We start from the raw sequence: 25,096 nt of genomic DNA on the forward strand, positions 1-25,096 counted from the left end.
AATGAAAAAAATAATTTTGATTCTATATATTTTAGCATTTACTTCATGTGTCAGTACAAAATCAACAATAAAAAATATTGATAATGATGCAATAAGACCTCCTATTAAAAATGGAATGTTTATAATCACAGAATACGCAACAGATTCAAAATACGGAGTTGATGCCGATTATCCTGTGAATATTGGATTATTGAGTGCAGCTTCTGAAGAATCTTATGTGAAATACTATTTTAATGGTTTAGAAGGTCCAAATGGGGAAAAAATTGAATTTAAAAAGACTGAAACTTGCTGTCCTTTTCCAACTGAACATTCTAACATGGGAGTTGGATTACTTTCTTTGTATGAGGTTAATTTTGAAGGCTCTACCAAAAAACAGACTTTTTATTTCAATACGTATGAAAAAGGAAAAGTAGTTTGTCCAAAAGGTTTTTCAATAAAAAAACAACCATAAATATTAAAATTGTCTTAATGTAACATAAGTAACCTTTTAAACTTCGGTTTGGAAGGTATTTCTTTTTATCTTTGCCACTTCAAAAACAATATTTTATGAACATAAATAATATTCCACAAATAAAACATACAACTAGTGGTAATTTCTTCTTATTAGCTGGTCCTTGTGCCATTGAAAGCGAAGAAATGGCTATGAAAATTGCCGAAAAACTAGTAAAAATTACTGATAAATTAGAAATTCCTTATGTCTTTAAAGGTTCTTTCAAAAAAGCAAATCGTTCTAGAATTGACAGTTTTTCTGGAATTGGAGACGAAAAAGCTTTAAAAATTTTACAAAAAGTTTCTAAAGAATTTGGAGTTCCAACTGTTACAGATATTCATACTAATGAAGATGCTCCAATGGCTGCTGAATATGTTGATATTCTTCAAATTCCTGCATTTTTGGTTCGTCAAACGGATTTAGTAGTTGCTGCTGCAAAAACAGGAAAAACAGTAAACTTAAAAAAAGGACAATTTATGAGTCCAGAAAGTATGAAACATGCTGTTCAAAAAGTATTAGATTGCCAAAATGAAAACGTTATGGCAACTGATAGAGGAACAATGTTTGGCTACCAAGATATGATTGTTGATTATAGAGGAATACCGACCATGCAACAATTTGCTACAACTGTTTTAGATGTAACACATTCCCTACAACAACCTAATCAAACTGCTGGTGTAACTGGAGGAAGACCAGATATGATTGAAACCATAGCAAAAGCAGGAATTGCAGTTGGTGTAGACGGAATTTTCATTGAAACTCATTTTGATCCAGCTAATGCTAAAAGTGATGGTGCAAATATGTTGCATTTAGACTATTTTGAAGCTTTAATGACCAAATTAGTAGCAATTCGTAAAACTGTAAATCAATTTTAATTATTTATACTTTAATGAAACAATCATTTTTAATGGTTGTACTAACTTTTTGTGTTTTTTCACAGTACACCTTTTCACAAGAAACAGTTGAAAATCCTGAAAAATACACGGCAAACAACAAAGGTAAATTTTATATTTATTGGGGAGGAAATAGAGAGTCATATTCTAAATCAGATATTCGTTTTAAAGGAGCTGATTATGACTTTACCATTTATGATGTTGAAGCTCACGATAAACCAAAAGGATTGCATGTAGACTATATCAATCCGGCTAGAATGACTATTCCACAAACCAATTTTAGAATTGGTTATTATATTAGTAATCATTACAACGTTTCTCTTGGTGTTGATCACATGAAATATGTAATGTATCAAGATAGAAGGGTAAATTATTCTGGTTATTATCCAAATGCTGGAAGTTACAATGAAAATCCATCAAGTAATCAATTGACTTTAGATTACCAGTTTTTAACTTTCGAACATACAGATGGTCTAAACTATATTAATACAGAAATAGCAAGAGTAGATGATATTTCTTTTATTTTTAAACTTCCTAATACAGACAAATTTCAGATAAACACAGTAGCAGGAATTGGTGGTGGTATTCTGTTTCCAAAAACTAACGCAAAAGTATTAACTATGGAGCGTCATGATGATTTTCATGTGTCTGGTTTTGGTGCTTCTGCAAAAGTGGGTTTAAATTTCACTTTCTTTAAACACTTTTTTATTCAGGCAGAATATAAAACAGGTTATATAGAAATGAACGATATTAGAACAACCAATAATCCTGTAGACAAAGCTGAACAAAACTTTTGGTTTGTTCAAAGATTAATTAATATTGGTGGAATTTTTAGAATTTAAATATATTAAACTTTATAAAAAAAGTCGCTTTATTAATTTAAAACGACTTTTTTGTTTTTATAACTTACTGATAAAATTACTATACAAATCTTTGTATTGATAGCCCGAATTCACTCGATTTTTGGTAAGTTTTTTATATTCCACTAAAGCCCAAAGAATGAATTCTTTCATAAAATAAATATCTTCTTTTGGTGTATCAGGTTGGTATTTTTTGACTAAAACATCTAAAGGTTTTACATCATCTAGTATTTTTTGATATTCAGCATTACTTTCATCATCTAATAATTCAAAACCACTTTCATTGAAAAACCATTCTAGTAAATCCGTGTAAGCGTTTTTTTCATTTTCTTTTTCCAACTTTTCTATCTTTGGAAAATATCCGGGAAATAAAGTATGAATAGCATCACCAATTAAATATTGAGCAACCGTAGCTGCACCTTCTTGTTCGCCTTCATAAACCAATTCTACTTTTCCAGTAATGGCAGGAATTATTCCCATAAAATCAGATAATCTTACCGTTGTTTTTTCTTCACCAGCTAATAAAGTTCTTCGTTCAGCTGTGGAAATTAAGTTTTCATAAGCTGTAATACTCATACGAGCTGAAACTCCACTTTTAGCATCTATAAATTCGCTATCTCTGGCTTCAAATGCGATTTGCTCCAACAAATCTTTAGCTAAAGCTGGTACATAAACTGCTTCGGATTGATTTTGATCTAATTTTGATTCTTGTTGAGTAATGGTTCTAGCAATTCCAATACTTTCAGGATAATGCGTTAAAATTTGTGAACCAATTCGGTCTTTCAAAGGTGTTACAATACTTCCTCTATTAGTATAATCTTCAGGATTCGCAGTGAAAATAAATTGTAAATCTAAAGGCATTCTCAATTTAAAACCGCGAATTTGAATATCACCTTCTTGCAAAATATTAAATAACGCAACTTGAATTCGAGCCTGTAAATCGGGTAATTCATTAATCACAAAAATACAACGATTGGCTCTTGGAATCATTCCGAAATGAATTACTCGTTCATCAGCATAATTTAGTTTCAAATTTGCTGCTTTTATAGGGTCAACATCTCCAATTAAATCGGCAACAGTAACGTCTGGAGTTGCCAATTTTTCAAAGAAACGTTCACTTCTGTGCAACCATGTAATTGGAGTATTATCACCTTTTTCTTCAATCAAATCTTTGGCAAATCTAGAAATTGGATTTAATGGATCATCATTAATTTCTGAACCCTCAACAACAGGAATATATTCGTCTAAAAGTTCTATCATTTTACGAGCCAAACGTGTTTTAGCTTGACCACGAAGTCCTAATAAATTAATATTATGTCGTGATAAAATAGCTCGTTCCAATTCAGGAATTACCGTGTTTTCAAAACCATGAACACCTTCAAAAGTAGTTTCACCTGCTTTTATTTTGTTACGTAAATTGGTTCTTAATTCGTCTTTTATGTTTTGGGATTTGTATCCTGATTTTTTTAATTCTCCTAATGTTTTTATTTCTTTCATTTCAATTTTTTATTTTTTTTTTACTTTCCTGAATACTTTTTGTCGTTTTATTTAGAATATCAATTCCTTCTCTAAAGCCAATTGATGTTGAACAATCTCCGATACATTTATAGAGTTCTCTTGTTTCTAAATAATTTTTATTTTTTTCTAAAGTCCAATTATAACATTCAAAACCATTAGATAAATAAAAATAAGTCCCTTCATTTGCTAATATTGTTGCCATTTCTTTCAATCTATCAAATATTTGATTTCTTATATCTGTAAAATCTATCTTTTCTTTCACATTATACATAATTTCTAATGTATTTAGACATTCCCAAATAGTATTCAATTGTAAATCTTTAAAGACTGGATAATCTGGTAGAACTAATGGTTTAGATAATTCAAATCTTCTATTATAAATATCTAAGGCTAATGAATTTGAATCATTTTGACTAAAAGTTAAATTTGAAATTAGAACTATAGAGAATAGAATTATTTTTTTCATTATTGCTTTTATTTAAACTGAACATTAGCGTAACTTCTTCTTTCTATTCGCCTCATAATCTTGAAAAATCATTTCTCCCAAACCTTTTAAACCTGTGTAAAATGCTTTTCCTTGATTGGCTTCTGTAAAATGATTTACAAATTGCTGTAAATAAGGATCTTTAGCAATCATAAACGTAGTGATTGGAATGTGTAATTTTCGAGCTTGAGCGGCTTGGTTATAGCATTTATCTACAATATATTGATCTAAACCATTACTGTTCATGTAATATTCACCATTTTTCTCACGTACACAACTTGGCTTTCCATCCGTAATCATGAAAATTTGTTTGTTGGTGTTTCTTTTTCTGCGAAGAATATCCATTGCTAATTGTAAACCTGCAACCGTATTGGTATGATAAGGTCCAACTTGCAAATAAGGTAAATCTTTGATTTTGATTGTCCAAGCATCGTTTCCAAATACTAAAATATCTAGCGTATCTTTTGGATAACGAGTTGTGATTAATTCAGCTAAAGCCATGGCAACTTTTTTAGCTGGTGTAATTCGGTCTTCACCATAAAGAATCATGCTGTGTGAAATATCAATCATCAAAACCGTACTCATTTGGGATTTATGATGACTTTCTTCAACAATCAAATCGCGTTCAGTGAGCGTAAACTCACCTACTCCATTATTCACTTGTGCGTTTTTGAGACTTTCCGTCAAAGAAATTTGCTCTACTGAATCACCAAAGTGAAATTCTCTAAAATCACCTGTTTGTTCATCTCCTTTTCCAGTATGTTTTGATTTATGATTTCCTGAAGAAGCTTTTTTAAGATTTCCAAAAATTTGATCTAAAGCAGCCTGACGAATGGCTCTTTCTGTTTTAGATGTAATTCCCACTCCACCTGTTCCATCAGGTTTAATTTCTTCTCTGATGTAACCTTTTCTCTTTAAATCTTCTATAAAGTCATTGATAGTGTAATCTGGTGTTGTTAACTTATATTCAACATCTAACTGACGTAACCAATCGATAGCTTCATCAAAATCTCCAGAAGTATGAGTAATTAATTCTTTAAAAATCGTAAACAACTTATCGAAAGGTGATTCGTAAGGAGCTTCGTAATTCTTAAAATAAAATCCTGATTTATTCGCTTTATTCATAGACATAAAATTATGAATAAATGAGCAAATAAAATTATAACGAATATTAATGTTTAGTTAAAGATAATGTGACTTAACTTCCATCAAAACTTCACTTAAAATGGTATTGTTTATCTTTTTTAAATCATCATATCTAAGGGAAGTGACCAATTTTCTGTCTTTATCAATCATCACATTTCTGTGTTTTTTTAGTAAATGTCCTTTCATGAAACACAAATCAATAGCATTTTCTTTTTTTATGACATTTAAATAGCAAAACGGTTTCTTTTTGTAGTAATAGAAAGGCAATTTCCATTTAAAAAGCAGTTCAGATTCTGGAGCAACTTGTTCAATCACTGCACAAAGATGCAACATAATTACTTGAAAATGTTCAGATTGATTTAGAATATACTGCTCTGCTGGTTTCATCATTCTTTTCCAATGGTTGCAATTTCAATATTACTTTTTGATTTTGAAATCAATCTATTGCTATATTTAAGTAAACTTAAAGAACCCCAAAAAAACAAACATAAACTTAATATACTACCCATAATATAACCTATTAAAAAAGCAGAATCTTCGTTTTTATTATTGATTATTCCTGTAATTGCAGTTACTATCGACATACAAGAAATAATTAGAAAAAATATACTAATAATTTTTAATATATAACCCAAAATCTTCATAATTACTTTTTTTCAAAAATAATCAAAATAATTTGTTCAACATTAAAAAATTTTTATTTACTTTGCAATTCAAAGTACTTTAAAATGGAAAACAAAAAATACCTTCAAGACATTGCTGAAATAAAAAACATGATGAACAAATCATCGCGTTTTTTATCATTAAGTGGATTATCTGGCATTTTAGCTGGTTTTTATGCTTTAATTGGAGCTTTTTTAGCCAATAACATTATCAAGTATACTTATGACTCGAGATATGTTATTGTTAGAGGCCAAATGAATTCGGAATCAACAGAAAATGCAATAAAACAATTGTTTATTATTGCTGCAGTTGTTGTAATTTTATCCATTATAACTGGAATTGTTTTGAGTTCTACAAAAGCTAAAAAATTGGGTGAGAACCTTTGGGATGTGTCTTCAAAACGATTGGTGGTTCAGTTTTCAATTCCATTAATCAGTGGTGGTTTGTTTGCTTTGGCTCTACTCTATCAAGGTTATTATGGTTTAATTGCACCTGTTACCTTGATTTTTTATGGCTTAGCTTGTGTAAATGCGAGTAAATACACTTTAGGTGATGTAAAATATTTGGGATTAACGATGATTGTATTGGGATTAATCTCAACCTTTTTTGTAGGTTATGGCTTATTCTTTTGGGCAATTGGTTTCGGATTATGTCACATCGGTTATGGATATGTTATGTATCGAAAATATGACAGGAAATGAGTTATGAGTCGTTAGTTATGAGTTAGTAATTATAACATTTAACCTCATAACCTTTTAAACTTTTAACACAAAAAATAAAATGAAAAACATCATACAAAACATAAACAAAGCCTTTGATCACCGAATTCGTCTTGGGATAATGTCTGTATTGATGGTGAATGAAAGTGCTGATTTTTCTACTTTAAAGGAATTATTAGGTGTGACTGACGGAAATTTGGCCAGTCATGCAAAAGCTTTGGAAAATGAAAATTATATAACTGTGGAAAAACAATTTATTGGCAAAAAACCAAATACCAGTTACATCGCAACTAAAGAAGGAAGAATTGCCTTCAAAAATCATATTGACGCGCTTGAAAAATTAATCTCAAAATCATAGAACCTTTTTTTTATCCATTAACTTTGAAATTCAAAGTACTTTTAAATACTAAATTATGAAAGAAATCATCATCGAAAAACTGTACAAAATTGTAAAAGTACCTTATGAGTACTTTTTTAAAAATCAAGAAGCTTGGGATGTTACTATCTCTGATTTTATCAATTTACCTGAAGAAAGTTTAGGGTTTCATTTGGGTTGTTTTTTATTAAAGTATAATTTGGAACCTCAACCAAGGTTAGAAGAACACGACATCTATCATGTTTTAACAAACACAGGAGTTTTAGTAACTGACGAAATTAACATGCAATTCTATTTGCTAGGAAATGGAAAAAAATCACCTTTTGTATTTATGGTTATTGCAACTGGTTTGGTCTTCTACCCTTTCAGGATAAAAACCTATTTAGAATCTTATAGAAAAGGAAAACAAGCCCATCAATTTTATCATTTGGATTTTTTGAAGATGCTAGCGATTCCTTTAGAAAACATTAAATCAACTTTTAATATTCATTAAGTATGAAAACAATTTTTGAACTCTATCAGTCCAATAAAAGACTAAATAATTTATTATTTATATTCGGATTTTTTTGTCTTTTATTATCGTTAATTCGAGTCAAATTAACAACTTCGATTTATTTGATGTTTCTAATTTGGAATTTATTTTTAGCTGTAATTCCGTTTCTTTTGACAACTTATTTAAAAACAAGAAATCTTTTGGAAAACAAATTCAAAAACGGATTGGTTATTTTAATTTGGCTGCTATTCTTACCAAATTCCTTTTACATCATAACCGATTTTGTGCATTTGTCACTATCTAATTCTTATACATTTTGGTATGATTTATTATTGATTAGTTCGTATGCTTCACTTGGTTTTTTACTAGGAATTATTTCATTGAAAGATATCGAAGAATTACTATCTCATAAATTAAATACTTCAATCAGTAGCTTTCTAATATTTAGTATTTCTATTTTATCAGGTTTTGGAATCTATTTAGGAAGAATACTTCGTTACAACAGTTGGGATATTTTAAAAAATCCGATAGAACTGTTTACCGATTTATGGAACATTTTTTTCACCACAAAATCATTAGGTTTTTCAATTCTATATGGATGTTTCATTTATTTCATTTTTCGAATTTCTAAATATTTTTTAATAACTATTAATCAATAATAATATGGAAGAAATAACTCCTGAAACATTTATTGAAAAAAATATACTTTCAATTGGAACCTTTTTATTTGGAACAATAATATTAATAAGTTTCTTAATTTCTAATTGGGATTTTTTAATTATTGTTGGAATTCTTTATGTAAGTGCAGCAATTATTGTTCACGTTTTTCACTTTTTTGCAACAATAATTTTTCATTTTATTGAAAAGCGAAATCCTATAGATACTTCAATCAAAATCTTCTTAATCTTATCAAATATACCCATTACAATTCTTTACATATATATAGTTTTAAATTTAAAATTATAATCAAAAACCTTAAACAATTATAAAATCATGGAAAATCAAACACATAACCCACAACAAAAAACTTCGTTTTTTCAATCTAACACAGCCAAAATGATTATGGTTGGATTGCTTTGTTTATTCTTATTAATTCCGTTAGAATTAGTCAAAGGATTGATTTCAGAACGTTCTCAACGCAAAAAAGAAATGACTCAAGAAGTCAACACACTTTGGGGTTCAAACATTAAATTTTATGGGCCAATATTAAATGTTCCTTATTATGATTATGAATCATATAATGTAGAAGATGCCAATACACACAACGTAACTATTCAAACCAAAAAAGTCATTAAGCATGCTTATTTCTTTCCTGAAATTTTGAATAATTATTCAAATATCAAGAAAAGTCAGCCTTTAAAAAGAGGATTATATGAAAATGTTGTTTTCACTTCTACAATGAATTTTGATGGAAATTTTGAAAAACCAAATTTTGATAAATTAAATATCAATCCAGAATCTGTCATTTGGGAAAAAGCAACTGTTATTGTCAATACAACCAATTTGAAAAGTATCAAAAGTGATTTGAAAATTTCTTTGAATGATCAATTTTTCTCATTTGAATCAAAGTCTAATAATCAATCAAATTATGGTGTTTTAGAGTCAAATCAGTTTGATTATAATACATTACAAAGTCAAGATAAAATCAATTTTAAGTTTCAGATGAAGTTTAATGGTAGCGAAAGTGTACAATTCATTCCTATTGGGAAAACAACTAATGTAAAAATTGATTCGGATTGGAAATCACCAAGTTTGATGGGAACTTTTGCTGCTAATGAAGAAAACAAAAAAATAGACAGTACAGGTTTTCATGCAGAATGGAAATTATTGGAAATAAACAGACCCTTTTCACAACAATATGAAGAACAATTGCCTAATTTAAATGAGTATTTATTTGGAGTAAGACTATTAGAAACAGTTGATCAATACCAACAAAATGAAAGAGCTTCCAAATATGGTTTCTTGGTTATTGGGTTAACGTTTTTAGTCTTCTTTTTAATACAATCTATCAGTAAAATAAACATTCATATTTTTCAATATACAATGATTGGTTTGGCTTTAGTGATGTTTTATACTTTATTGATTTCGATAACAGAACATTCTACTTTTTCAATAGCTTATTTAATTGCTGCAATTGCTGTTATTGTTATGATTGTACTTTATTCGATTTCTATACTAAAGAATAAAAAATTTCCAATGTTTATTGGAATTTCATTAACTGCCTTATATAGTTTTATTTTTGTAATTATTCAATTAGAAGATTATGCTTTGTTGGTAGGAAGTATCGGTTTATTTGCCATTTTAGGAGCAGTAATGTACTTTTCTAAAAAGATTGATTGGAATAATTAATTAGATTTTCGGATAAAAAAACCACAGATTCTCAGATTTTATTCTTTGAATTTGTGGTTTTCTATTTTCTATATTCTTTTCTCTATTTTCTATTTCCCATCAACATAATCTTGCAAATAAGCAAAACGTGCTGTTAGTTTTCCTTTTTCAGTTACTTTGGCTCTTGCTAAAACACCATCTTTATCCTCATTAAAAAAAGCAGGAATTACTCGTTCTAAGAAAACTTCACCGAAACCTTCACTGGCATCTTTTGGTAATTCACAAGGCAAATTATCTACAGCCATAACTACAACAGCAGAAGGATGTGTAAAAGGAACTTCTTTATCTTCACTAGCTAAATATCCATATAAAGGTTCAGCAATTGTACTTGCTCTAATTGTACATGCAACTGGTCCATCAATATCACATGAAATATCTGCTACAACTTTTAATTTGCATTTTGGAGATTTCAACATTTCTTTATTCAAGATAATTGGAGCTCCATTGCCATAAAAATGTCCAGCTATAAAAATATCAGAAACATTGGCAAAACGCTCAAAATCTGATTCATATTCAGAAGGATTATTATAAAAATCATGCTTTTCTAAAACTTGTCCGTCTTTCCTTTTGTTATAATCTAAAACATCAATTATTGTGTAAACAGGAACATCGTATTTTTTATTCAAATAATTTTCAACTGAAACTTCTTTCATTTTCATGGCATCTAACATTTCTTTGGCACCATGAGCTACTTTTCCACTTCCTGTTAAAACAATTTTTATATTGGGTAATTGATTCCTTTTTAATCTTTCAATTAATGTTTTTTGATCTGGTAATGTTTCGGCTTTCGCTAAATTGAACAATTCATATTTCATTCCAAAAGCTCTTATACCATTATAAGCACCAACAATACCTGCATAACGACCAAAACCAATTAAACGATGATTCTCTTCATTCACTATTGTTTCATGGTCATATAATTCAATATTTTTTTCTAAAATAGCCAATAATAAACTTCTATTATAAGGTTGTTTTTTTATAGTATGTGAAAAGAAAAAGTACTTTTTATTCGGAATCAAAGCGTCTAAAGGAACTTCTTTAACACCAATTAAAACATCACAATCTGACATATCTGTAACAACATCAATACCTTTTTCTTTGTATTGTTCATCAGAAAATATTCGAACATCTGAAGATTCAACTTTAATTTCAGCTTGTGGAAATTCATTTTTAAAAGCTTCTAATCTGAAAGGAGAAAAAACAACTCTTCTATCAGGTGGATTTTTACGTTCTTTAATTATTCCGAATTTCATTTTATATTGTTTAGTTATGCGTATTATTTTAAAGCACACAAATATAGCTTTAGAATATCTATTAACAAAAGATTTTTTAATTGATAAATTTGTGGTAATTTTGGCAAACCTTTAGAAGTTAAAAGTTTTCTGAATTCAAAATTCTATCTTCTAAATTCTAAGAAAAAGGGGTCGACTGGTTTTGACAGCGAGTGGAATTAACTAGTAAGCACGTCGAGCATTGTATGTTTTGCTCGTAAATCCAAACGTACAACATTTTACACGGCGAAAATAATTACGCTTTAGCTGCATAATCCGAATTATAGTAAGATAGTGCCAAGTTCCTACTAGGTAGGAAAGCTGGATTCTCCTTAAAAGCCTTGGTTTATGGCGTTTAGTTTAGGAGAACCGTAAAAGTAAACCTAGAAACGGTAATACTTTAAATCCGTTTTGAACTGGTAAAGTTAAGCAAAGAGTGGTTGTTTCTGACCTAGCTTTTTGTCGAAAATCTAATTAGAAACTAAGCGCGTAGAAAGCTTTTTGATTGCTTGTTTGGACGGGAGTTCGACTCTCCCCGGCTCCACTTACAAAAGACTTATAAAATTATATTATAAGTCTTTTGTTTTTACAGGTATTTCTATAAAGACTTTAGTTCCTTTTCCTTGACTGCTTTCAATTATAATTTTCCCTTTAATGGTGGCTATTCTTTGTTTTATATTTTTCATACCAATTCCATCTGTAATTTTTGATGTGTCAAATCCGATACCATCATCGATAACAGAAATTGAAATAGGGTTTGCTTGCGTATCTATTACGATATCACAATAATCTGCATTTGCATATTTATTAACATTTGAACAAAGCTCTTGCAAAATTCTGTAGATGTTAATTTTAACAACTGAACTATATTCATTCCAGTTTATTGGATGTTCAACTGTACATTTAATGGTATAAACCGTTGAAGATATATCGTTTATAGATTCAACAAGATTAGTCAATAAGTAACTATAATCTATTCTATTAAAATCTGTTTCGTGATTTAAATCATGAGAAAGTTCTCTAATTTCCTTTTCTATTTTCTGTAATTCTGTTATATACAAAAGACGTTTTTCTTTCATAGCTTCATCGTCTGAACTATTTAGAAATCCTAAATTTAAACGAACACTATAAATATTATTCATTACACCATCATGTAATTCTTTTGCAATTCTATTTTGAACATTTTCTTTGGTTTTAACTAACTGAATTTGATAATCTTTAACCAATTCAAACAATTCATTATCAGCTGCTTTTCTTAATTCTAAAAACTCTATTTCTCTCTTTTTAGCTTTTCTATGTCTTATACCTAAAATAATTAAAAACACAATAATTAATAAAGATCCTGCACTAAAAAGATAAAAATTTCTTTTGGTTAACAATTCATTAGCATCTTCTAATTTATTGGTTTCATATTCAATTCGTGCAAATTTATTACTACTTGCTCTTTGTGCTTTTATAATACTATCACTTATTTTGATGTATTCATTTTTGTAGTAAGCACTTTTCTTTAAATCTGTTTTAGATAAAAAATCTAATGATTTAAGAATCTCTTTTCCATTTTTTATTTTTTTAGATAATTCTAATGCTTCTAAAAAGATTTTTTTGGCTTTTGTAGTGTCTTTTAAAATTAAATTAAATTCTCCATAATGCAATATTTTGTACAAATAGCCTCTATCTAACTTATTTTTTTTAGCCAAATTAATAGCTTCTTCAAATAATTTTTTTGCTTCTTGCAAATCTCCGTTTTTCATTTTAGAATAAGCTAAATTACCAATGACTTGAGGATACAAGTTTGGCCATTTTTCTTTTAATTCTGGTAAATCAATTTTTGAAAACTCATTAATGGATTTTTTGTATTCACCTATATTGTCATAAACATTGCATAAATTAATAACATTTAAAACATAATAATCATACAATAATTCATCATTATTACTTTGATTAATTAAATCATAATATGTTTGTTCTGCTAAAATAAAATAGTCTAAAGCTTTTTCATATTCTTCTAATTCGTTGTGGATTGATCCTTGTAAAGTATAACAAGAATATTTAAGCTTATAATTTTTTGAATTCTTTAAATTTTTGAGAGCTTTAATTACTTCAAATTCACTTTCAACAAAGTTTCCTTCATAAAATAATAAATAGGCTTTATTAAAATAAACTTTTGCTAATCGTTCTTCATTATTTATTAATCTAAAAATTTTTTCAGCTTCTTTATAATAATAATATGCACTATCCTTTTTTGATAATTCATAACAATCACCCATATAATACAAAGCTCTACCCATATCTGTAGAGTCAGATTGACTTTTTGCAAGTTCGTAGGCAATTTTACTTAATTTAAAAGACATTTTGTTATCTTTTAAATAGTAGTATTCATTTGAAATTTTGAAAGCTAGTCTTTTGGTTAAAGAATCTTTGGGTAAATTATTTATTTTTTCTGAAATAGAATCCAAAAAAAATACTTTGTCTTCCTTAGAAGACAAAGCATACTTTTTAGATTCTAAAAAATCAATTAAATTACTCTTTTTCTCCTTTTTTGAGCAAGAAAGAAAAAAAATAAATAGAAATAGAATTGAGAAATATATTCGTTTTTGTTTCAATTATCATTTTTATCAAATATATAAAATCTATTTGATAATATTAATCATTAGTCTCTATCTTTTTTGATTACAGGTTCTCCTTCATTTGGATTAGTATTACTACCTAATGAATCTCCTTCTCTTAAAAAAGATGATTCATCAATATTTTGATTTAATTCTGAATTTTGAATTGGTTCAATTGACTCAGTTTCAGCTGTACATGAAACTAAAAATAATCCTGATGCTATAGCAGCTAATGTTAAAAATTTTTTCATAATAAGTAATTTTAGATTTGTTTTTTTGTTTTAGGGTATCAAAACAAATTTTTTAGAAACAAGTTTTAATATAAAAGCAGGGAAACTTTTATATAGTAATTAAAGAATTCCCTTTCCTTAAATACTAATTGTATTGTTTAAAATCATTGTTTTGATAGTCCAAAATTATAAAACATACTACCAACCAAAGAAGAAATGAAGTAACAGTTAGTAAATGACAGATAGGATTAAGTAAGTAACAGTAAATTTAGTGTAACTAACAAATTACAATTAGACAATTCGTCTAATAATTGTTTCAATATTCTCTTTGTAAGTTCTAGAATAAGGCAATTTGTATTCATTGTTAAACAAATAACAATCTGATTTACTTGTATTTATTCTACTTACATAATTAATATTGACAATATAACTGTTATGAATTCTAAAAAAATAAAAAGGCAATTGTGCTTGAAAGAATTTTAAAGTCTTAAATCCAGAAACTACTTTGCCGTTTTTTAAATAAAAGTCAGTTGTATTATTATCAGCCATCAAATACATAATATCATCAAATGGAATAAAATAATAGTCACTATTGGTTTTAATACATAAGTTTTCTTGTACTGTTTTTTTAGAAAACATACTGTATTTCATGAATGCCTTTCTAATTTCTATTACGGTCAAAGGAAGTAGAATATAATCCATTACACCATATTTTATTGCTTTATAAGCATTTTTATCTTCTTTATTTATTGCAATTACATAAGGAATATCGTCAATATATCGTTGTAATTCTAATAAAAAGTGAAGAGGAATATCATCTGTAAAATGAAAAAAAACTAATTGAGGCTTTTTTTCAATAATTGCATTAAGAGCACTATCAAAATCAGTAAATATTCCTAAACACACAAAGTCAACAAATTGCTGAAAATCAGACATATGACTTTCAACCGTTTGGGTTGAATCAATAATAATATAGGAATTTAGCACTATTTGATTAATTTTATACAAAATTAACAGTCTTAACTGGATAATTGTTACGGTTTTTATGTGAAATACTTACGGTTTATGTCAAATGCATTAAATGTCTTAGTTGTAGACGATCATCCAATGACTAGTGATGCTTATATCAACTTAATTACAATGGCTTGTTCTGATGTGAAATTCAACTTTGAAAAAGCAATTGATTGTGAAACAGCTTTTAGACAAATTGAATTATATACAAAATTTGAAAACCAAATTGATATTGCTATAATTGATATTGGTTTGCCTCCTTTTAGAAATGAAAAAATCACTTCTGGGACAGGTATTGCCAAACTAATAAAAGAAAAATTCGTGTCATGTAAAGTTATAATTTTGACGATGCATCATGAAGCACTATTATTAAATGACATCTTCAAAACAATAAACCCAGAAGGATTTCTTTCCAAAAACGATATTGACTTTGTTACTTTTCCAAAGATTTTTTCAAGTATTTTAAATAATAATCGTTACATAAGTAAAACTATTTATGAAGCATTAATCTCTTTATTTAAACAAAATATTAATTGGGATGAATATGATAGTCAGATAATGCTTTTTCTAAAAAAAGGGATTAAAACCAAAGAACTACCCAATTATATTGCTTTATCTTTAAGTACTATTGAAAAAAGAAAAGCAAATATTAAGCATCAACTTTTAAATAAAAAAGGAACAGATAATGAATTAATTGAAGTTGCAAAAAATTTGAACTTAATCTAGTAAAATTGACTAATTTTAGAATCTCAAATCTAAACAATTTTCAATGTCAAACTTTTGCAAATTTTTACTTTCAACTGTTTTCTTATTTTGTGGTTATCAAAGTATTTTTTCGCAAAATATTTTAGATAATTTAATTATAAAAAAAACATTATCTCAAGATTGGGAATTGGATAGTGTTGATAAAAAAGGAACATTTAAATTAGTTTCTTATAAACCTATTTATGTTACTGCTGGAAGATGGACAAGCAAACCAAATGTATTGCCATATAGCGAAAATCCAGATTATTCAGCTACAGAAATTGATGATTACAACAAGTATGAAGCTAAATTTCAGATAAGTTTTAAAACAAAAATACTTCAATCTGCGTTTTTTGGGTTGGGTGATATTTGGGTTGGTTATACGCAAAAAGCTCATTGGCAAGTGTACAATAAAAAATTCTCAAGAGCTTTTAGAGAACTGAATTATGAACCAGAAATTATTTTTAATTTTCCATTAAAAACAAAACTCTTTACTGGTAATATTCGAACAGTTGGGTTTGCATTGAATCATCAATCTAATGGTAAAGATTTGCCCAATTCTAGAAGTTGGAACAGAATTATTTTTAATATTGGTTATGAAAGTGATGATTGGATTGTGAATTTTAAACCTTGGATTCGATTAAAAGATGAAGATGATGAAAATCCTGAAATAACCAAATACATTGGTGACTCAGAGCTTTATGTAGGTTATCATTATCTAAAACATGAGTTTTATGCTATTGCAACTCATCCATTAACTTCATTAGAAAAAGGAGGAATTCAATTAAATTATGTATTTCCTATTAAAGGTCACATTCGAGGACATGCTCAATTTTTTCATGGATATGGGGAAACCTTATTAGATTATAATCATAAACAAACTACTTTAGGAATTGGTATATCTTTTGCCAATTGGTAATATAAAATATCTATAAATTTAAACGAAAATCAATTGTAATTAATTAGATTTTCCTATTTTTAAGTTCAATTTACTTTTAGATATGAAAAAACTCTTTTTCACGTTACTTTTTATTTATGTTACTAATTTAGTATCATCTCAGACTGTTTCTATTGATAGTTTACAGTATTATGAAGGTAAACAAGTAACTGTTTGTGCTAAAGTGCAAGGTGTTTTTGTATCCAATAAATCTAAGAAAACTACGTTTATTAATTTTGGAAAACCATATCCAAATCACAAATTTGTAGTTGTTATTTTTGAAAAAGATTTGGTAAATTTCAAATATGATCCTGCTATATTCTTAAAAAACGAAACAGTTTGCATTACAGGAATTGTAAAAATGTACAAAGGTTTACCCGAAATAATTGCCACAAAAGAAGAACAAATTATCATCCAGAAAAAATAAAACATGATGAAAATCTATTACTTACATGAAAACAATGTCAACATTGGTCCATTTAGTATTGAAGAATTAAAAGAAAGAAAAATCACTTCTTTTACTCCTATTTGGTGTGAAGGTTTTGACAGTTGGAAAACTGCTGGAGAAATTGAAGAATTAAAACCTATTGTCACTGAATTACCTTCACCAACTGAACAATTAACTAATATTCCAAAAAATACTTTTCTTGGTTTTAATAAAAAAGGTGTTTTAGTTGTTATGGTAGTTTTTCTAATTTTATTAATTACTTTAACATTGATGAACTATCAGTCGCAAAAAATAATTGATATTGAGAAAACAAATAAAGAAATTCAAAAAGAGAATTATATAAAAGAAATTGAAAAACAAAAACAAAAAATAGAAGAACAAACTAAAGTCTTAACTGAAAAAGAACAACGTGAAAAAGAACGCTTCAATTCTGGAAGAAGAAAAGCCGATGAAGATACATATCGAGAAATATTAAGTGCTATTTCAAACAGCTACAGTGGATTAGAAGAAGCAAAAAAAGATTTAGAAAAAGCAAAAGGATATCGACTTTTCCGTTCGGCTAAGAAAAAAGAGCAACAAATCAACGAAGCAGAATACGAAATTGAAATTTGGCAACGTAAAATTGAATTATTAAAATTAGAAAAACGAGAAATAGAAATTCGTTTGAATCAATAATATTAAAAAAATTTTGTCACTTAATCATTGACATTGTACTTTTGCCCCATGAATGATAATTTCACTAATGAATACTTCGGTATTGGAATTCAAAACGGAAAAACTCCAGAAAACTTAGGTGTTTTGTGGAGATCAGCTCAAAATTTAGGAGCAAGTTTTATTTTTACCATAGGAAATAGATATGCTAAACAAGCAAGTGATACTCATAACGCAGTAAAATCAATGCCTTATTTTCACTATGAAAATTTTGACGATTTTTTTAAAAACCTACCAAAAGGTGCTCGTTTAGTTGGTGTGGAATTAGATGAAAAAGCAGAAAATTTAGAAACATTTCATCACCCAAGAAGATGTGTTTACCTTTTAGGAGCAGAAGACAATGGCTTAACTAAAGCTGCGATTGAAAAATGTCATTCTTTAGTTAAATTCAAATCTGAAAAAAGCTTAAATGTTTCTGTAGCAGGAAGCATTGTACTTTATGACAGAGGAATTAATAAACCTAGATCATAAAAAAAACCGAAACTTTAGTCTCGGTTTTAACTTATTTTTTTTGTTTTACTTTACAAGTATTAATTCCAAGCAATGTGTAAGCTGGACAAAATTGCAAAGAAGAACTTACAACCATTATTAACCCTACAGCTAAAGCAACCCACATCAAAGTTCCTTCAACGACATTTCCCATTACTAAAATCAAGGCAATAATTCCTATCATTATTCTTAAGAATCTATCACCATTTCCAACATTTTTTTTCATATTTTAATTTTATTGAGGTTAGTATTCTATTGGTTTTTTAGCATCATTCCATCCTATCATTCCTCCATCTAAGTCGTACACTTGTTTAAATCCATTGTCTCTTAGAATAGCTGCAGCTTTTGCACTTCTACCACCAGCTTTACAATATACCATTACTGGTTTTTCTTTATCTAAAGTTGCAATTTTAGATTCAAAATCATCTGAAGTAACATCCATATTTACAGCGTTAGCAATATGTCCTTCAGTGTATTCTTCTGAAGTTCTTACATCAACAATTTGACTTGTTGGTTCTTTCATTTGTTCTTCAAACTTATTGGAATCAACAACTGAAATCCCTTCTTGTTGTTTTGCACATGAACAAGCTACTAATAACAAAACACCTAAACTAAACATTAAATTTTTCATTTCTACTCTATTTTTTCATAAAAATAATAAAAAATATTTAATTTTTGTGCTGATTAATAATTTCTATGAGTTGGTCCTTACTTAAAACACCAGATTGTCTCCACAACATTTTGCCTTCTTTAAAAAGCATTAACGTTGGAACACCTCTTACCATAAACTCAGAGGCTAAATCTTGATGCTGATCTACGTTAACTTTTATGATTTTTACATCATCTTTTACTACTGTTTTTGTTTCCTGTAAAATAGGTGACATCATTTTACACGGACCACACCAATCTGCATAAAAATCTACTAAAACCAATTGTTTTTGACTAATTATTTCGTTGAATTTTGTATTCATTTTATTTTAATTTAGTATCAAATTTACAAAAATTACTATCCAATTTATGTAATATTTGTTACAAATCTCAAATATGACAATTATCATTTTTTATATGTAAAAGTGGCTGTACTTTTGACTTAATTATGAATACTATGTCGCAATCACTCGTACAAAAATATAATGTTCCTGGTCCAAGATATACCAGTTATCCTACTGTTCCTTATTGGGAAGAAGATTTGTTTTCAGTAGAACAATGGAAATCATCATTTATAAAATCTTTTGAAGAATCTAATGCTACTGAAGGAATCAGCTTATATATTCACTTGCCTTTTTGTGAAAGTTTATGTACGTTTTGTGGTTGTAACAAGCGAATTACCAAAAGACATGAGGTTGAACATCCATACATTGATGCTGTTTTAAAAGAATGGAATTTGTATTGCGATTTATTTTCAGAAAAACCAATTATTAAAGAAATTCATTTAGGTGGTGGAACTCCAACATTCTTTTCTCCAAATAATTTAGAACAATTAATTAACGGCATTTTTAAAAGAGCAGAAAAAGCACCTCAACACGAATTTAGTTTTGAAGGTCATCCTAATAATACAACTCGTCAACATCTTCAGACTTTATATGATTTAGGATTTAGAAGAGTGAGTTTTGGTGTACAAGATTATTCAGAAAAAGTGCAAGAAGCTATTCATAGAATTCAACCATTTCATAATGTGGCAAAAGTGACGTTTTGGGCTAAAGAAATAGGATACACTTCTGTGGGACACGATTTGATTTTTGGATTACCTTTTCAAACTTTAGATGACGTTTTAGATACTATTGATAAAACAAAATCATTACAACCTGATAGATTAGCATTTTACAGTTATGCACATGTGCCTTGGATTAAAGGAAACGGTCAACGTGGTTTTAAAGATGAAGATTTACCCAAAAGTGATGAAAAACGTAAATTGTATGAAGAAGGAAAAATTCAATTAGCTAAAAATAATTATGTTGAAATTGGAATGGATCATTTTTCTTTGAAAGAAGATAGCATGACAAAATCTTTTGAAGCAGGAAAATTACATCGCAATTTTATGGGTTATACCTCATCTAAAACTCAATTAATGATAGGTTTAGGAGTTTCTTCTATTAGTGACAGTTGGTATGCTTTTGCTCAAAATGAAAAGTCTTTAGAAGACTATTATAATCATTTAGATAAAAATGAATTACCTGTTTTTAGAGGTCATATTTTAACTGATGAAGACTTAATAATAAGAAAACATATCTTGAATTTGATGTGTCAATTTTCAACTTCATGGGAAAATGATGCAATGAAGTTTGGTGAAATTAATGAAGTATTGGAACATCTTCAAGAAATGGAAGAAGATGGTTTATTAGCAATTGTAGGAAAATCAATTATAGTAACTGAAAAAGGAAAACCATTTGTTAGGAATATTTGTATGGCTTTTGATTTGAGATTGATTCGAAAAGCTCCGCAGACACAGTTGTTTTCAATGACGATTTAGATTTTTAGATTTAGGAACACTGATTGAAGAAATTTGAGAAATCTAAAAAAATTACTTGAATTATGTGTCTTGAAATTTTAACGTAAAGAAGCAAAGTTATTCGTAAAGTTCAACAAGGTTTATATATTTAAGAAATTAAGTATTCTCAAAACCTTTTAACCTCATAACCTTATAACCATTTAACCTAACTCTTATCCTTTTCAATGGCAATTCGCTTCAGCTTGAACAAACAAACTCATGTTACTTGGAGAAAGATAAGGAATATCTAATCCTAAGCCTCTTACTATGAATAACATTCCAATAGCAATTGTCAAGATTGGAATTGCTTTTTGAATAGTGTTTCTGGTTTTTGGTGTGATAAAATTGGCTATATAAACCACAGCGCTCATCATTGGAATTGTTCCTAAACCAAATAAAAACATGTAGAATGTTCCAAGTAATACACTTTGCATAGCAATAGCTCCAAATAAGGCAACATAAACCATTCCACATGGTAAATAACCATTTAGTAATCCAATAGTGAAAAGTGATTTATAGTTTTTATTTTTGAACTGTTTTCCTAAACTCGATTTTACTTTTGAAATGACTTTGTAAACAGGTTTAGAAAAATTATATTTAGTAAAAACCTTTTCAGGAACAATCGCAACTGTTATCATTAATAATCCAACAATAATTGAAAGTTGTTGTTGAAAACCAGCAATGAATAATCCTTTACCTAAAAGTCCAAATAACAAACCTAAACTTGAATAAGCGGTTAATCTTCCTAATTGATAGGTTAAAATTTGTGTTGTTTTTTTAGCTGGATTATTTCTATCTACAGGTAACATCATAGCAATTGGACCACACATTCCTATGCAGTGAAAACTACTGATTAAACCTAATATGATAGCTGAATAAATCAAAAATGTTTGTTGTTAATAGTTAATTGTTTGTAGTTGTTATTGAAATTAAAAAAGTGCGTTTTAGGTAAAAGGTTTAAAAAAAATACTAATAACCAATAAACTAATTAAGAATCGCCAATTACCTAAAAGCACACCTTTTTTTAAAATTTCAATATTTAAAATTCCAAATTCCAACCTGAAATTCAGAAAATTAATAATATATTGTTTCTTTATTTAAATACTTTGAATTTTCATACGTCCAATCTACAGAAATGTCCCAAAGACCGCCAACCAAGTTACTATTAGGTATGAGCAAATTTGAAGAAGATAATGAAATCGGAATTTCAAAATCTAGCTTTTGGCTTGACGGTCTATATAAGGACACTTTTCCTTTTATGTTTTTATAATCAAAATCTGTTGGAAATTTTACCACAATTCCTTCAGTAGTTTTTTGAAAAACAAGTTTGTTTTCTAATTGATTAGCACTTTGTTGTTTTTCAATATTTCCTTGTACCAATAATTCTTTTTGGTAATAATCTTCTGTCACCAATTCATTATCATAAGTCGAATCTGACTGCACTTTAAATACAAAATACAATATGAATGTCATGAATAGTCCAAAAGCAATCACGATTCCTGTTCCCCAATTTATTTTCATAACTTCTTATTTTAATTGAAACTTCTTGGTCCTAAAAAGGTTGTTGTAGCTGTTTCAATGAGTTTATCTTCATTGTAAATTCCGATTTTTATTTTCATTTTATCTTGAGTAATCAAAGCTTTATTAATTTCAATAAATAAAGTTCCTTGATACAAGCCTTCTTTTTTTACTTTAATATTTGGATTACCTACTAATTTGATTGTTCCTTTAGTTTTTTCTAATTTAATAGTCACATTATCAAAATCTTTCACCGTTTTGTTGATGATTTTATAAGTAAATATATTACTGATGTTGTTTCCTTTAACTTCATAAAGTTGGCCTGGTAAACGAAGAACTGTTGCTTCAACATCATTTCTCAAGAATAACAATCCGATTAACATTCCAATTAAAATGGTTAAAACAGCAATATAACCTTTCATTCTTAGGGTTAATTTGAACTTTTCTTTCTTAACAATTTCATCTTCACTGGCATAACGAATTAGTCCTTTTGGTAAACCAACTTTATCCATTATGGTGTCACATTCATCAATACAAGCAGTGCAATTGATGCATTCTAATTGCGTTCCATTTCTAATATCAATTCCGGTTGGACAAACCACTACACATTGATTACAATCGATACAATCTCCTTTTCCGGTTTGTTCTCTGTTTTCACGTTTATCCCATTTAGCTCTTCCTGTTTCACCTTCACCTCTTTTGTGATCGTAGGCAACATTGATAGATTTATTGTCCAATAAAACTCCTTGCATTCTTCCATAAGGGCAAGCTATAATACAAACTTGTTCTCTGAACCATGCAAAAACAAAATAGAAAACACCCGTAAAAATTAACAAAGCAATTAAGGTACTTTTATTTTCCAAAGGACCTTCATGAATGTATTCTAGTAGTTTATCACTTCCAATTAAATAAGCTAAAAAGACATTGGCAATTAGAAATGAAATAATGAAAAAGATAATCCATTTGGTAACACGTTTTCTAATTTTTTCGGCATTCCATTCTTGTTTTGCTAATCTAATTTGAGCACCTCTATCACCATCAATCCAGTATTCAATTCGTCTGAAAACCATTTCTAAAAAAATAGTTTGTGGACAAAACCAACCGCAAAATATTCGACCAAAAGCAACTGTAAATAATGTCAATCCAACAACACCAATTATCATTGAAATGACAAACAAGTAAAAATCTTGTGGCCAAAAAGGAAATCCAAAGATGGAAAATTTGCGTTCTAAAACATTGAATAATAAAAATTGATTGCCGTTTATTTTTATAAATGGTGCAGATAAAAGAAATATTAGTAAAAAATAGCTTAGTATTTTTCTTTTATCATAAAATCTTCCTGAAGGTTTTTTGGGATAAATAAAATTTCTCTTTCCTTCAGTATTGATGGTAGAAATAGTATCTCTAAAACTTTCGTCTGGTAATTTTGACATGGTTTAAATTTCTAAAAAAGGTCTTAAATATTCACTCAAAACCTTTTTGTTATTTATTTAATATCTACTTCTTTAGTAGTAATGGAATCTTTAGTTTGAGTTGCTTCTTCTGTAGTTGTTGCTTCCCAAATTTCTCCTTCAGGATCTTTTGCGTTTGCAGGATTTGTTCCTTGCATAGAAAGAATATAACTAGCTACTTTTTGAATTTCAGTAGGTTTAATTACAGCTTTCCAAGGTGCCATTACAGGATTATTGGTACTTCCTTCAGAGATTACTGTGAAGAGATTTTTAACATCTCCACCATTAATCCAATTTTTATCTGTTAGATTTGGACCAATTCCACCTTCAAGGTTACTTCCATGACAAGAAATACAATTGTTTGCAGTAAAAATATTTTTACCTTCTGCAATGCTTCCTGCATCGGTTAATAGCACAACATTATCTACATTAACTGGGTCAGGTTTAATTAAATTATAAGCTGCAATATCTTTATCTGCTTGTGCAACTTCTGCTAAGTATTCCTCTTCTTGTGTATAATCTCCCACAATATGGAACCTAATTAAATAAACAAAAGCAAAGACTATACAACCATAGAATAAATACACCCACCAAGGAGGCAAAACGTTGTCTAACTCTTTAATGCCATCATAATCATGATCTAGCATTACATCAGCTTCTTGTTCTATTGTTTTAGAACGAGTTAACTTTTTAAGTATACCTTTATAAAATTTACTTTCTGTAAATGGTAGAGCTTGAGCCTCCTTTAATTGCTTTTTTTGTTCTTCTGTTAATAAATGATAAGTAACATTATCGACAGCATCAACTACAATTTCAATTGCAATTAACAAGAATAAAAATACTCCAAGAAATAAAGATACCATTGGGTACTTTAGAAAAGCAGGTTTATCACCTGAGTCGATAAAATATTCCATAGCTGCAAATACAATTGCAAACAAAACAGGAATTCTTACATAAGAAGGAATTATTTTTCTCATTTTTACTATTTTAAGTTATTGTCTTTTAAGGGTAATTCACTCAATTCTTTGATTTTATCTTTTTTATAGGTAAAAACCCAAAAGAATAGTCCAACAAAGAAGGTAAAAAATATCAGTAAGGAAATGATTGGATAAATTTCAACACCCGATATAGTTTCTAAATTATGTTTTATAAATTTTAACAT

The 25,096-nt window shown here is 28.3% G+C and carries 32 protein-coding genes and 1 other RNA gene; 16 read left to right on the forward strand and 17 right to left on the reverse strand.

Annotated features, from left to right (window positions below; all coding sequences use genetic code 11):
* Nucleotide 1: 1 nt before the first annotated feature.
* From ACFO3U_RS12020 to ACFO3U_RS12030, 3 genes are all read left to right on the forward strand, one after another.
* Nucleotides 2-451, forward strand: a complete 450-nt coding sequence (locus ACFO3U_RS12020) for a 2-dehydro-3-deoxyphosphooctonate aldolase (protein ID WP_379742663.1) — start codon at nucleotides 2-4, stop codon at nucleotides 449-451.
* Nucleotides 452-546: 95 nt separating this feature from the next.
* On the forward strand, nucleotides 547-1,365 hold the full coding sequence (gene kdsA / locus ACFO3U_RS12025; RefSeq protein WP_379742666.1) for a 3-deoxy-8-phosphooctulonate synthase: 819 nt from the start codon (nucleotides 547-549) through the stop codon (nucleotides 1,363-1,365).
* Between the two features lie 14 nt (nucleotides 1,366-1,379).
* A complete protein-coding gene (locus ACFO3U_RS12030) occupies nucleotides 1,380-2,225 on the forward strand; it encodes a hypothetical protein (protein ID WP_379742669.1) in 846 nt (281 codons plus the stop codon).
* Nucleotides 2,226-2,282: 57 nt separating this feature from the next.
* Here ACFO3U_RS12030 and ACFO3U_RS12035 read toward each other — a convergent pair whose 3' ends face one another.
* From ACFO3U_RS12035 to ACFO3U_RS12055, 5 genes are read right to left on the reverse strand one after another with little or no spacing between them, the layout of a single operon-like run.
* Nucleotides 2,283-3,740, reverse strand: coding sequence for a MoxR family ATPase (locus ACFO3U_RS12035; RefSeq protein ID WP_379742672.1), 1,458 nt, complete (start codon nucleotides 3,738-3,740; stop codon nucleotides 2,283-2,285).
* A gap of 1 nt (nucleotide 3,741) precedes the next feature.
* Entirely contained in the window at nucleotides 3,742-4,227 is a 486-nt protein-coding gene (locus ACFO3U_RS12040; protein WP_379742675.1) for a hypothetical protein, read from the reverse strand.
* Between the two features lie 24 nt (nucleotides 4,228-4,251).
* A complete protein-coding gene (locus tag ACFO3U_RS12045; protein ID WP_379742678.1) occupies nucleotides 4,252-5,370 on the reverse strand; it encodes a vWA domain-containing protein in 1,119 nt (372 codons plus the stop codon).
* A gap of 57 nt (nucleotides 5,371-5,427) precedes the next feature.
* Nucleotides 5,428-5,781, reverse strand: a complete 354-nt coding sequence (locus tag ACFO3U_RS12050; RefSeq protein WP_379742681.1) for a DUF1801 domain-containing protein — start codon at nucleotides 5,779-5,781, stop codon at nucleotides 5,428-5,430.
* Nucleotides 5,778-5,975, reverse strand: coding sequence for a hypothetical protein (locus tag ACFO3U_RS12055; RefSeq protein ID WP_379742684.1), 198 nt, complete (start codon nucleotides 5,973-5,975; stop codon nucleotides 5,778-5,780). Before ACFO3U_RS12055 ends, ACFO3U_RS12050 begins: the two co-directional genes overlap by 4 nt.
* A 144-nt stretch (nucleotides 5,976-6,119) precedes the next feature.
* Here ACFO3U_RS12055 and ACFO3U_RS12060 point away from each other — a divergent pair, with 144 nt between their 5' ends.
* The 6 genes from ACFO3U_RS12060 to creD all read left to right on the forward strand — a co-directional run bounded on the left by ACFO3U_RS12060 (nucleotide 6,120) and on the right by creD (nucleotide 9,991).
* Nucleotides 6,120-6,755 carry a hypothetical protein gene (locus ACFO3U_RS12060; RefSeq protein ID WP_379742686.1) on the forward strand — a complete coding sequence of 212 codons (636 nt, stop codon included), beginning with the start codon at nucleotides 6,120-6,122 and terminating at the stop codon, nucleotides 6,753-6,755.
* 79 nt (nucleotides 6,756-6,834) lie between these two features.
* Nucleotides 6,835-7,131 (forward strand): winged helix-turn-helix domain-containing protein, encoded by a 297-nt coding sequence (locus tag ACFO3U_RS12065; protein WP_338377255.1) that lies wholly within the window; start codon nucleotides 6,835-6,837, stop codon nucleotides 7,129-7,131.
* Nucleotides 7,132-7,186: 55 nt separating this feature from the next.
* Nucleotides 7,187-7,642: a hypothetical protein gene (locus ACFO3U_RS12070; protein ID WP_379742689.1), complete on the forward strand. Its 456-nt coding sequence runs from the start codon at nucleotides 7,187-7,189 to the stop codon at nucleotides 7,640-7,642.
* Nucleotides 7,643-7,767: 125 nt separating this feature from the next.
* Nucleotides 7,768-8,301, forward strand: a complete 534-nt coding sequence (locus ACFO3U_RS12075; RefSeq protein ID WP_379743518.1) for a DUF1361 domain-containing protein — start codon at nucleotides 7,768-7,770, stop codon at nucleotides 8,299-8,301.
* A gap of 4 nt (nucleotides 8,302-8,305) precedes the next feature.
* Nucleotides 8,306-8,608 carry a hypothetical protein gene (locus ACFO3U_RS12080; RefSeq protein WP_379742692.1) on the forward strand — a complete coding sequence of 101 codons (303 nt, stop codon included), beginning with the start codon at nucleotides 8,306-8,308 and terminating at the stop codon, nucleotides 8,606-8,608.
* 27 nt (nucleotides 8,609-8,635) lie between these two features.
* Nucleotides 8,636-9,991 (forward strand): cell envelope integrity protein CreD, encoded by a 1,356-nt coding sequence (gene creD / locus ACFO3U_RS12085; RefSeq protein ID WP_379742695.1) that lies wholly within the window; start codon nucleotides 8,636-8,638, stop codon nucleotides 9,989-9,991.
* Between the two features lie 89 nt (nucleotides 9,992-10,080).
* Here creD and ACFO3U_RS12090 read toward each other — a convergent pair whose 3' ends face one another.
* Nucleotides 10,081-11,283 (reverse strand): NAD(P)-dependent oxidoreductase, encoded by a 1,203-nt coding sequence (locus ACFO3U_RS12090; RefSeq protein ID WP_379742698.1) that lies wholly within the window; start codon nucleotides 11,281-11,283, stop codon nucleotides 10,081-10,083.
* Nucleotides 11,284-11,450: 167 nt separating this feature from the next.
* Between ACFO3U_RS12090 and ssrA the strand changes: the two genes are divergently transcribed.
* Nucleotides 11,451-11,848: a transfer-messenger RNA gene (gene ssrA, locus ACFO3U_RS12095) on the forward strand.
* 22 nt (nucleotides 11,849-11,870) lie between these two features.
* Here ssrA and ACFO3U_RS12100 read toward each other — a convergent pair.
* The 3 genes from ACFO3U_RS12100 to ACFO3U_RS12110 all read right to left on the reverse strand — a co-directional run bounded on the left by ACFO3U_RS12100 (nucleotide 11,871) and on the right by ACFO3U_RS12110 (nucleotide 15,124).
* The gene (locus ACFO3U_RS12100) at nucleotides 11,871-13,652 is read right to left on the reverse strand and encodes an ATP-binding protein (protein WP_379742701.1); all 1,782 of its coding nucleotides are present in this window, start codon (nucleotides 13,650-13,652) and stop codon (nucleotides 11,871-11,873) included.
* 299 nt (nucleotides 13,653-13,951) lie between these two features.
* Complete coding sequence (locus ACFO3U_RS12105) at nucleotides 13,952-14,158, reverse strand: hypothetical protein (protein WP_379742704.1); 207 nt, start codon at nucleotides 14,156-14,158, stop codon at nucleotides 13,952-13,954.
* Between the two features lie 270 nt (nucleotides 14,159-14,428).
* Nucleotides 14,429-15,124: a LytR/AlgR family response regulator transcription factor gene (locus tag ACFO3U_RS12110; protein ID WP_379742707.1), complete on the reverse strand. Its 696-nt coding sequence runs from the start codon at nucleotides 15,122-15,124 to the stop codon at nucleotides 14,429-14,431.
* A 78-nt stretch (nucleotides 15,125-15,202) separates the two neighbouring features.
* Here ACFO3U_RS12110 and ACFO3U_RS12115 point away from each other — a divergent pair, with 78 nt between their 5' ends.
* The 5 genes from ACFO3U_RS12115 to ACFO3U_RS12135 all read left to right on the forward strand — a co-directional run bounded on the left by ACFO3U_RS12115 (nucleotide 15,203) and on the right by ACFO3U_RS12135 (nucleotide 18,459).
* Nucleotides 15,203-15,874 carry a response regulator gene (locus ACFO3U_RS12115; protein WP_379742711.1) on the forward strand — a complete coding sequence of 224 codons (672 nt, stop codon included), beginning with the start codon at nucleotides 15,203-15,205 and terminating at the stop codon, nucleotides 15,872-15,874.
* A 43-nt stretch (nucleotides 15,875-15,917) separates the two neighbouring features.
* Entirely contained in the window at nucleotides 15,918-16,811 is an 894-nt protein-coding gene (locus ACFO3U_RS12120) for a phospholipase A (RefSeq protein WP_379742714.1), read from the forward strand.
* Nucleotides 16,812-16,893: 82 nt separating this feature from the next.
* The gene (locus ACFO3U_RS12125; RefSeq protein WP_379742717.1) at nucleotides 16,894-17,256 is read left to right on the forward strand and encodes a hypothetical protein; all 363 of its coding nucleotides are present in this window, start codon (nucleotides 16,894-16,896) and stop codon (nucleotides 17,254-17,256) included.
* A gap of 3 nt (nucleotides 17,257-17,259) precedes the next feature.
* Nucleotides 17,260-17,952 (forward strand): DUF4339 domain-containing protein, encoded by a 693-nt coding sequence (locus ACFO3U_RS12130; protein WP_379742720.1) that lies wholly within the window; start codon nucleotides 17,260-17,262, stop codon nucleotides 17,950-17,952.
* Nucleotides 17,953-18,000: 48 nt separating this feature from the next.
* On the forward strand, nucleotides 18,001-18,459 hold the full coding sequence (locus ACFO3U_RS12135; RefSeq protein ID WP_379742723.1) for an RNA methyltransferase: 459 nt from the start codon (nucleotides 18,001-18,003) through the stop codon (nucleotides 18,457-18,459).
* A gap of 31 nt (nucleotides 18,460-18,490) precedes the next feature.
* Here the strand turns inward: ACFO3U_RS12135 and ACFO3U_RS12140 are convergent, their stop codons facing one another.
* Genes ACFO3U_RS12140 through trxA form a run of 3 tightly spaced genes read right to left on the reverse strand, consistent with a single transcriptional unit; the run spans nucleotide 18,491 to nucleotide 19,448 of the window.
* A complete protein-coding gene (locus tag ACFO3U_RS12140) occupies nucleotides 18,491-18,703 on the reverse strand; it encodes a YgaP family membrane protein (protein ID WP_379742726.1) in 213 nt (70 codons plus the stop codon).
* Between the two features lie 18 nt (nucleotides 18,704-18,721).
* Nucleotides 18,722-19,108: a rhodanese-like domain-containing protein gene (locus ACFO3U_RS12145; RefSeq protein ID WP_379742728.1), complete on the reverse strand. Its 387-nt coding sequence runs from the start codon at nucleotides 19,106-19,108 to the stop codon at nucleotides 18,722-18,724.
* A gap of 37 nt (nucleotides 19,109-19,145) precedes the next feature.
* Nucleotides 19,146-19,448, reverse strand: coding sequence for a thioredoxin (gene trxA, locus ACFO3U_RS12150; protein ID WP_379742731.1), 303 nt, complete (start codon nucleotides 19,446-19,448; stop codon nucleotides 19,146-19,148).
* A 134-nt stretch (nucleotides 19,449-19,582) separates the two neighbouring features.
* On the opposite strand from trxA, the gene hemN reads away from it, so the two are divergent.
* Nucleotides 19,583-20,947 (forward strand): oxygen-independent coproporphyrinogen III oxidase, encoded by a 1,365-nt coding sequence (hemN, locus tag ACFO3U_RS12155; RefSeq protein ID WP_379742734.1) that lies wholly within the window; start codon nucleotides 19,583-19,585, stop codon nucleotides 20,945-20,947.
* 200 nt (nucleotides 20,948-21,147) lie between these two features.
* On the opposite strand, the gene ACFO3U_RS12160 is transcribed toward hemN, so the two are convergent.
* From ACFO3U_RS12160 to ACFO3U_RS12180, 5 genes are all read right to left on the reverse strand, one after another.
* A complete protein-coding gene (locus tag ACFO3U_RS12160) occupies nucleotides 21,148-21,849 on the reverse strand; it encodes a sulfite exporter TauE/SafE family protein (RefSeq protein WP_379742737.1) in 702 nt (233 codons plus the stop codon).
* 190 nt (nucleotides 21,850-22,039) lie between these two features.
* Nucleotides 22,040-22,486, reverse strand: coding sequence for a FixH family protein (locus ACFO3U_RS12165; protein WP_379742740.1), 447 nt, complete (start codon nucleotides 22,484-22,486; stop codon nucleotides 22,040-22,042).
* Nucleotides 22,487-22,497: 11 nt separating this feature from the next.
* Nucleotides 22,498-23,916, reverse strand: coding sequence for a cytochrome c oxidase accessory protein CcoG (gene ccoG / locus ACFO3U_RS12170; RefSeq protein WP_379742743.1), 1,419 nt, complete (start codon nucleotides 23,914-23,916; stop codon nucleotides 22,498-22,500).
* Between the two features lie 53 nt (nucleotides 23,917-23,969).
* Nucleotides 23,970-24,911, reverse strand: a complete 942-nt coding sequence (locus tag ACFO3U_RS12175) for a cbb3-type cytochrome c oxidase N-terminal domain-containing protein (RefSeq protein WP_379742746.1) — start codon at nucleotides 24,909-24,911, stop codon at nucleotides 23,970-23,972.
* A gap of 5 nt (nucleotides 24,912-24,916) precedes the next feature.
* Nucleotides 24,917-25,096: a CcoQ/FixQ family Cbb3-type cytochrome c oxidase assembly chaperone gene (locus ACFO3U_RS12180; RefSeq protein ID WP_379742749.1), complete on the reverse strand. Its 180-nt coding sequence runs from the start codon at nucleotides 25,094-25,096 to the stop codon at nucleotides 24,917-24,919.

Source organism: Flavobacterium ponti, assembly GCF_042652765.1.
GTDB classification, from domain to species: Bacteria; Bacteroidota; Bacteroidia; order Flavobacteriales; family Flavobacteriaceae; genus Flavobacterium; species Flavobacterium ponti.

Excerpts from the sequence above, each read along its gene's own strand:
- ACFO3U_RS12020 (WP_379742663.1), top strand. The coding sequence starts at position 2 with ATGAAAAAAATAATTTTGATTCTATATATTTTAGCATTTACTTCATGT.
- kdsA (WP_379742666.1), top strand. The coding sequence starts at position 547 with ATGAACATAAATAATATTCCACAAATAAAACATACAACTAGTGGTAAT.
- ACFO3U_RS12030 (WP_379742669.1), top strand. The coding sequence starts at position 1,380 with ATGAAACAATCATTTTTAATGGTTGTACTAACTTTTTGTGTTTTTTCA.
- ACFO3U_RS12035 (WP_379742672.1), bottom strand. The coding sequence starts at position 3,740 with ATGAAAGAAATAAAAACATTAGGAGAATTAAAAAAATCAGGATACAAA.
- ACFO3U_RS12040 (WP_379742675.1), bottom strand. The coding sequence starts at position 4,227 with ATGAAAAAAATAATTCTATTCTCTATAGTTCTAATTTCAAATTTAACT.
- ACFO3U_RS12045 (WP_379742678.1), bottom strand. The coding sequence starts at position 5,370 with ATGAATAAAGCGAATAAATCAGGATTTTATTTTAAGAATTACGAAGCT.
- ACFO3U_RS12050 (WP_379742681.1), bottom strand. The coding sequence starts at position 5,781 with ATGATGAAACCAGCAGAGCAGTATATTCTAAATCAATCTGAACATTTT.
- ACFO3U_RS12055 (WP_379742684.1), bottom strand. The coding sequence starts at position 5,975 with ATGTCGATAGTAACTGCAATTACAGGAATAATCAATAATAAAAACGAA.
- ACFO3U_RS12060 (WP_379742686.1), top strand. The coding sequence starts at position 6,120 with ATGGAAAACAAAAAATACCTTCAAGACATTGCTGAAATAAAAAACATG.
- ACFO3U_RS12065 (WP_338377255.1), top strand. The coding sequence starts at position 6,835 with ATGAAAAACATCATACAAAACATAAACAAAGCCTTTGATCACCGAATT.
- ACFO3U_RS12070 (WP_379742689.1), top strand. The coding sequence starts at position 7,187 with ATGAAAGAAATCATCATCGAAAAACTGTACAAAATTGTAAAAGTACCT.
- ACFO3U_RS12075 (WP_379743518.1), top strand. The coding sequence starts at position 7,768 with ATGTTTCTAATTTGGAATTTATTTTTAGCTGTAATTCCGTTTCTTTTG.
- ACFO3U_RS12080 (WP_379742692.1), top strand. The coding sequence starts at position 8,306 with ATGGAAGAAATAACTCCTGAAACATTTATTGAAAAAAATATACTTTCA.
- creD (WP_379742695.1), top strand. The coding sequence starts at position 8,636 with ATGGAAAATCAAACACATAACCCACAACAAAAAACTTCGTTTTTTCAA.
- ACFO3U_RS12090 (WP_379742698.1), bottom strand. The coding sequence starts at position 11,283 with ATGAAATTCGGAATAATTAAAGAACGTAAAAATCCACCTGATAGAAGA.
- ACFO3U_RS12100 (WP_379742701.1), bottom strand. The coding sequence starts at position 13,652 with ATGTCTTTTAAATTAAGTAAAATTGCCTACGAACTTGCAAAAAGTCAA.
- ACFO3U_RS12105 (WP_379742704.1), bottom strand. The coding sequence starts at position 14,158 with ATGAAAAAATTTTTAACATTAGCTGCTATAGCATCAGGATTATTTTTA.
- ACFO3U_RS12115 (WP_379742711.1), top strand. The coding sequence starts at position 15,203 with ATGTCAAATGCATTAAATGTCTTAGTTGTAGACGATCATCCAATGACT.
- ACFO3U_RS12120 (WP_379742714.1), top strand. The coding sequence starts at position 15,918 with ATGTCAAACTTTTGCAAATTTTTACTTTCAACTGTTTTCTTATTTTGT.
- ACFO3U_RS12125 (WP_379742717.1), top strand. The coding sequence starts at position 16,894 with ATGAAAAAACTCTTTTTCACGTTACTTTTTATTTATGTTACTAATTTA.
- ACFO3U_RS12130 (WP_379742720.1), top strand. The coding sequence starts at position 17,260 with ATGATGAAAATCTATTACTTACATGAAAACAATGTCAACATTGGTCCA.
- ACFO3U_RS12135 (WP_379742723.1), top strand. The coding sequence starts at position 18,001 with ATGAATGATAATTTCACTAATGAATACTTCGGTATTGGAATTCAAAAC.
- ACFO3U_RS12140 (WP_379742726.1), bottom strand. The coding sequence starts at position 18,703 with ATGAAAAAAAATGTTGGAAATGGTGATAGATTCTTAAGAATAATGATA.
- ACFO3U_RS12145 (WP_379742728.1), bottom strand. The coding sequence starts at position 19,108 with ATGAAAAATTTAATGTTTAGTTTAGGTGTTTTGTTATTAGTAGCTTGT.
- trxA (WP_379742731.1), bottom strand. The coding sequence starts at position 19,448 with ATGAATACAAAATTCAACGAAATAATTAGTCAAAAACAATTGGTTTTA.
- hemN (WP_379742734.1), top strand. The coding sequence starts at position 19,583 with ATGTCGCAATCACTCGTACAAAAATATAATGTTCCTGGTCCAAGATAT.
- ACFO3U_RS12165 (WP_379742740.1), bottom strand. The coding sequence starts at position 22,486 with ATGAAAATAAATTGGGGAACAGGAATCGTGATTGCTTTTGGACTATTC.
- ccoG (WP_379742743.1), bottom strand. The coding sequence starts at position 23,916 with ATGTCAAAATTACCAGACGAAAGTTTTAGAGATACTATTTCTACCATC.
- ACFO3U_RS12175 (WP_379742746.1), bottom strand. The coding sequence starts at position 24,911 with ATGAGAAAAATAATTCCTTCTTATGTAAGAATTCCTGTTTTGTTTGCA.
- ACFO3U_RS12180 (WP_379742749.1), bottom strand. The coding sequence starts at position 25,096 with ATGTTAAAATTTATAAAACATAATTTAGAAACTATATCGGGTGTTGAA.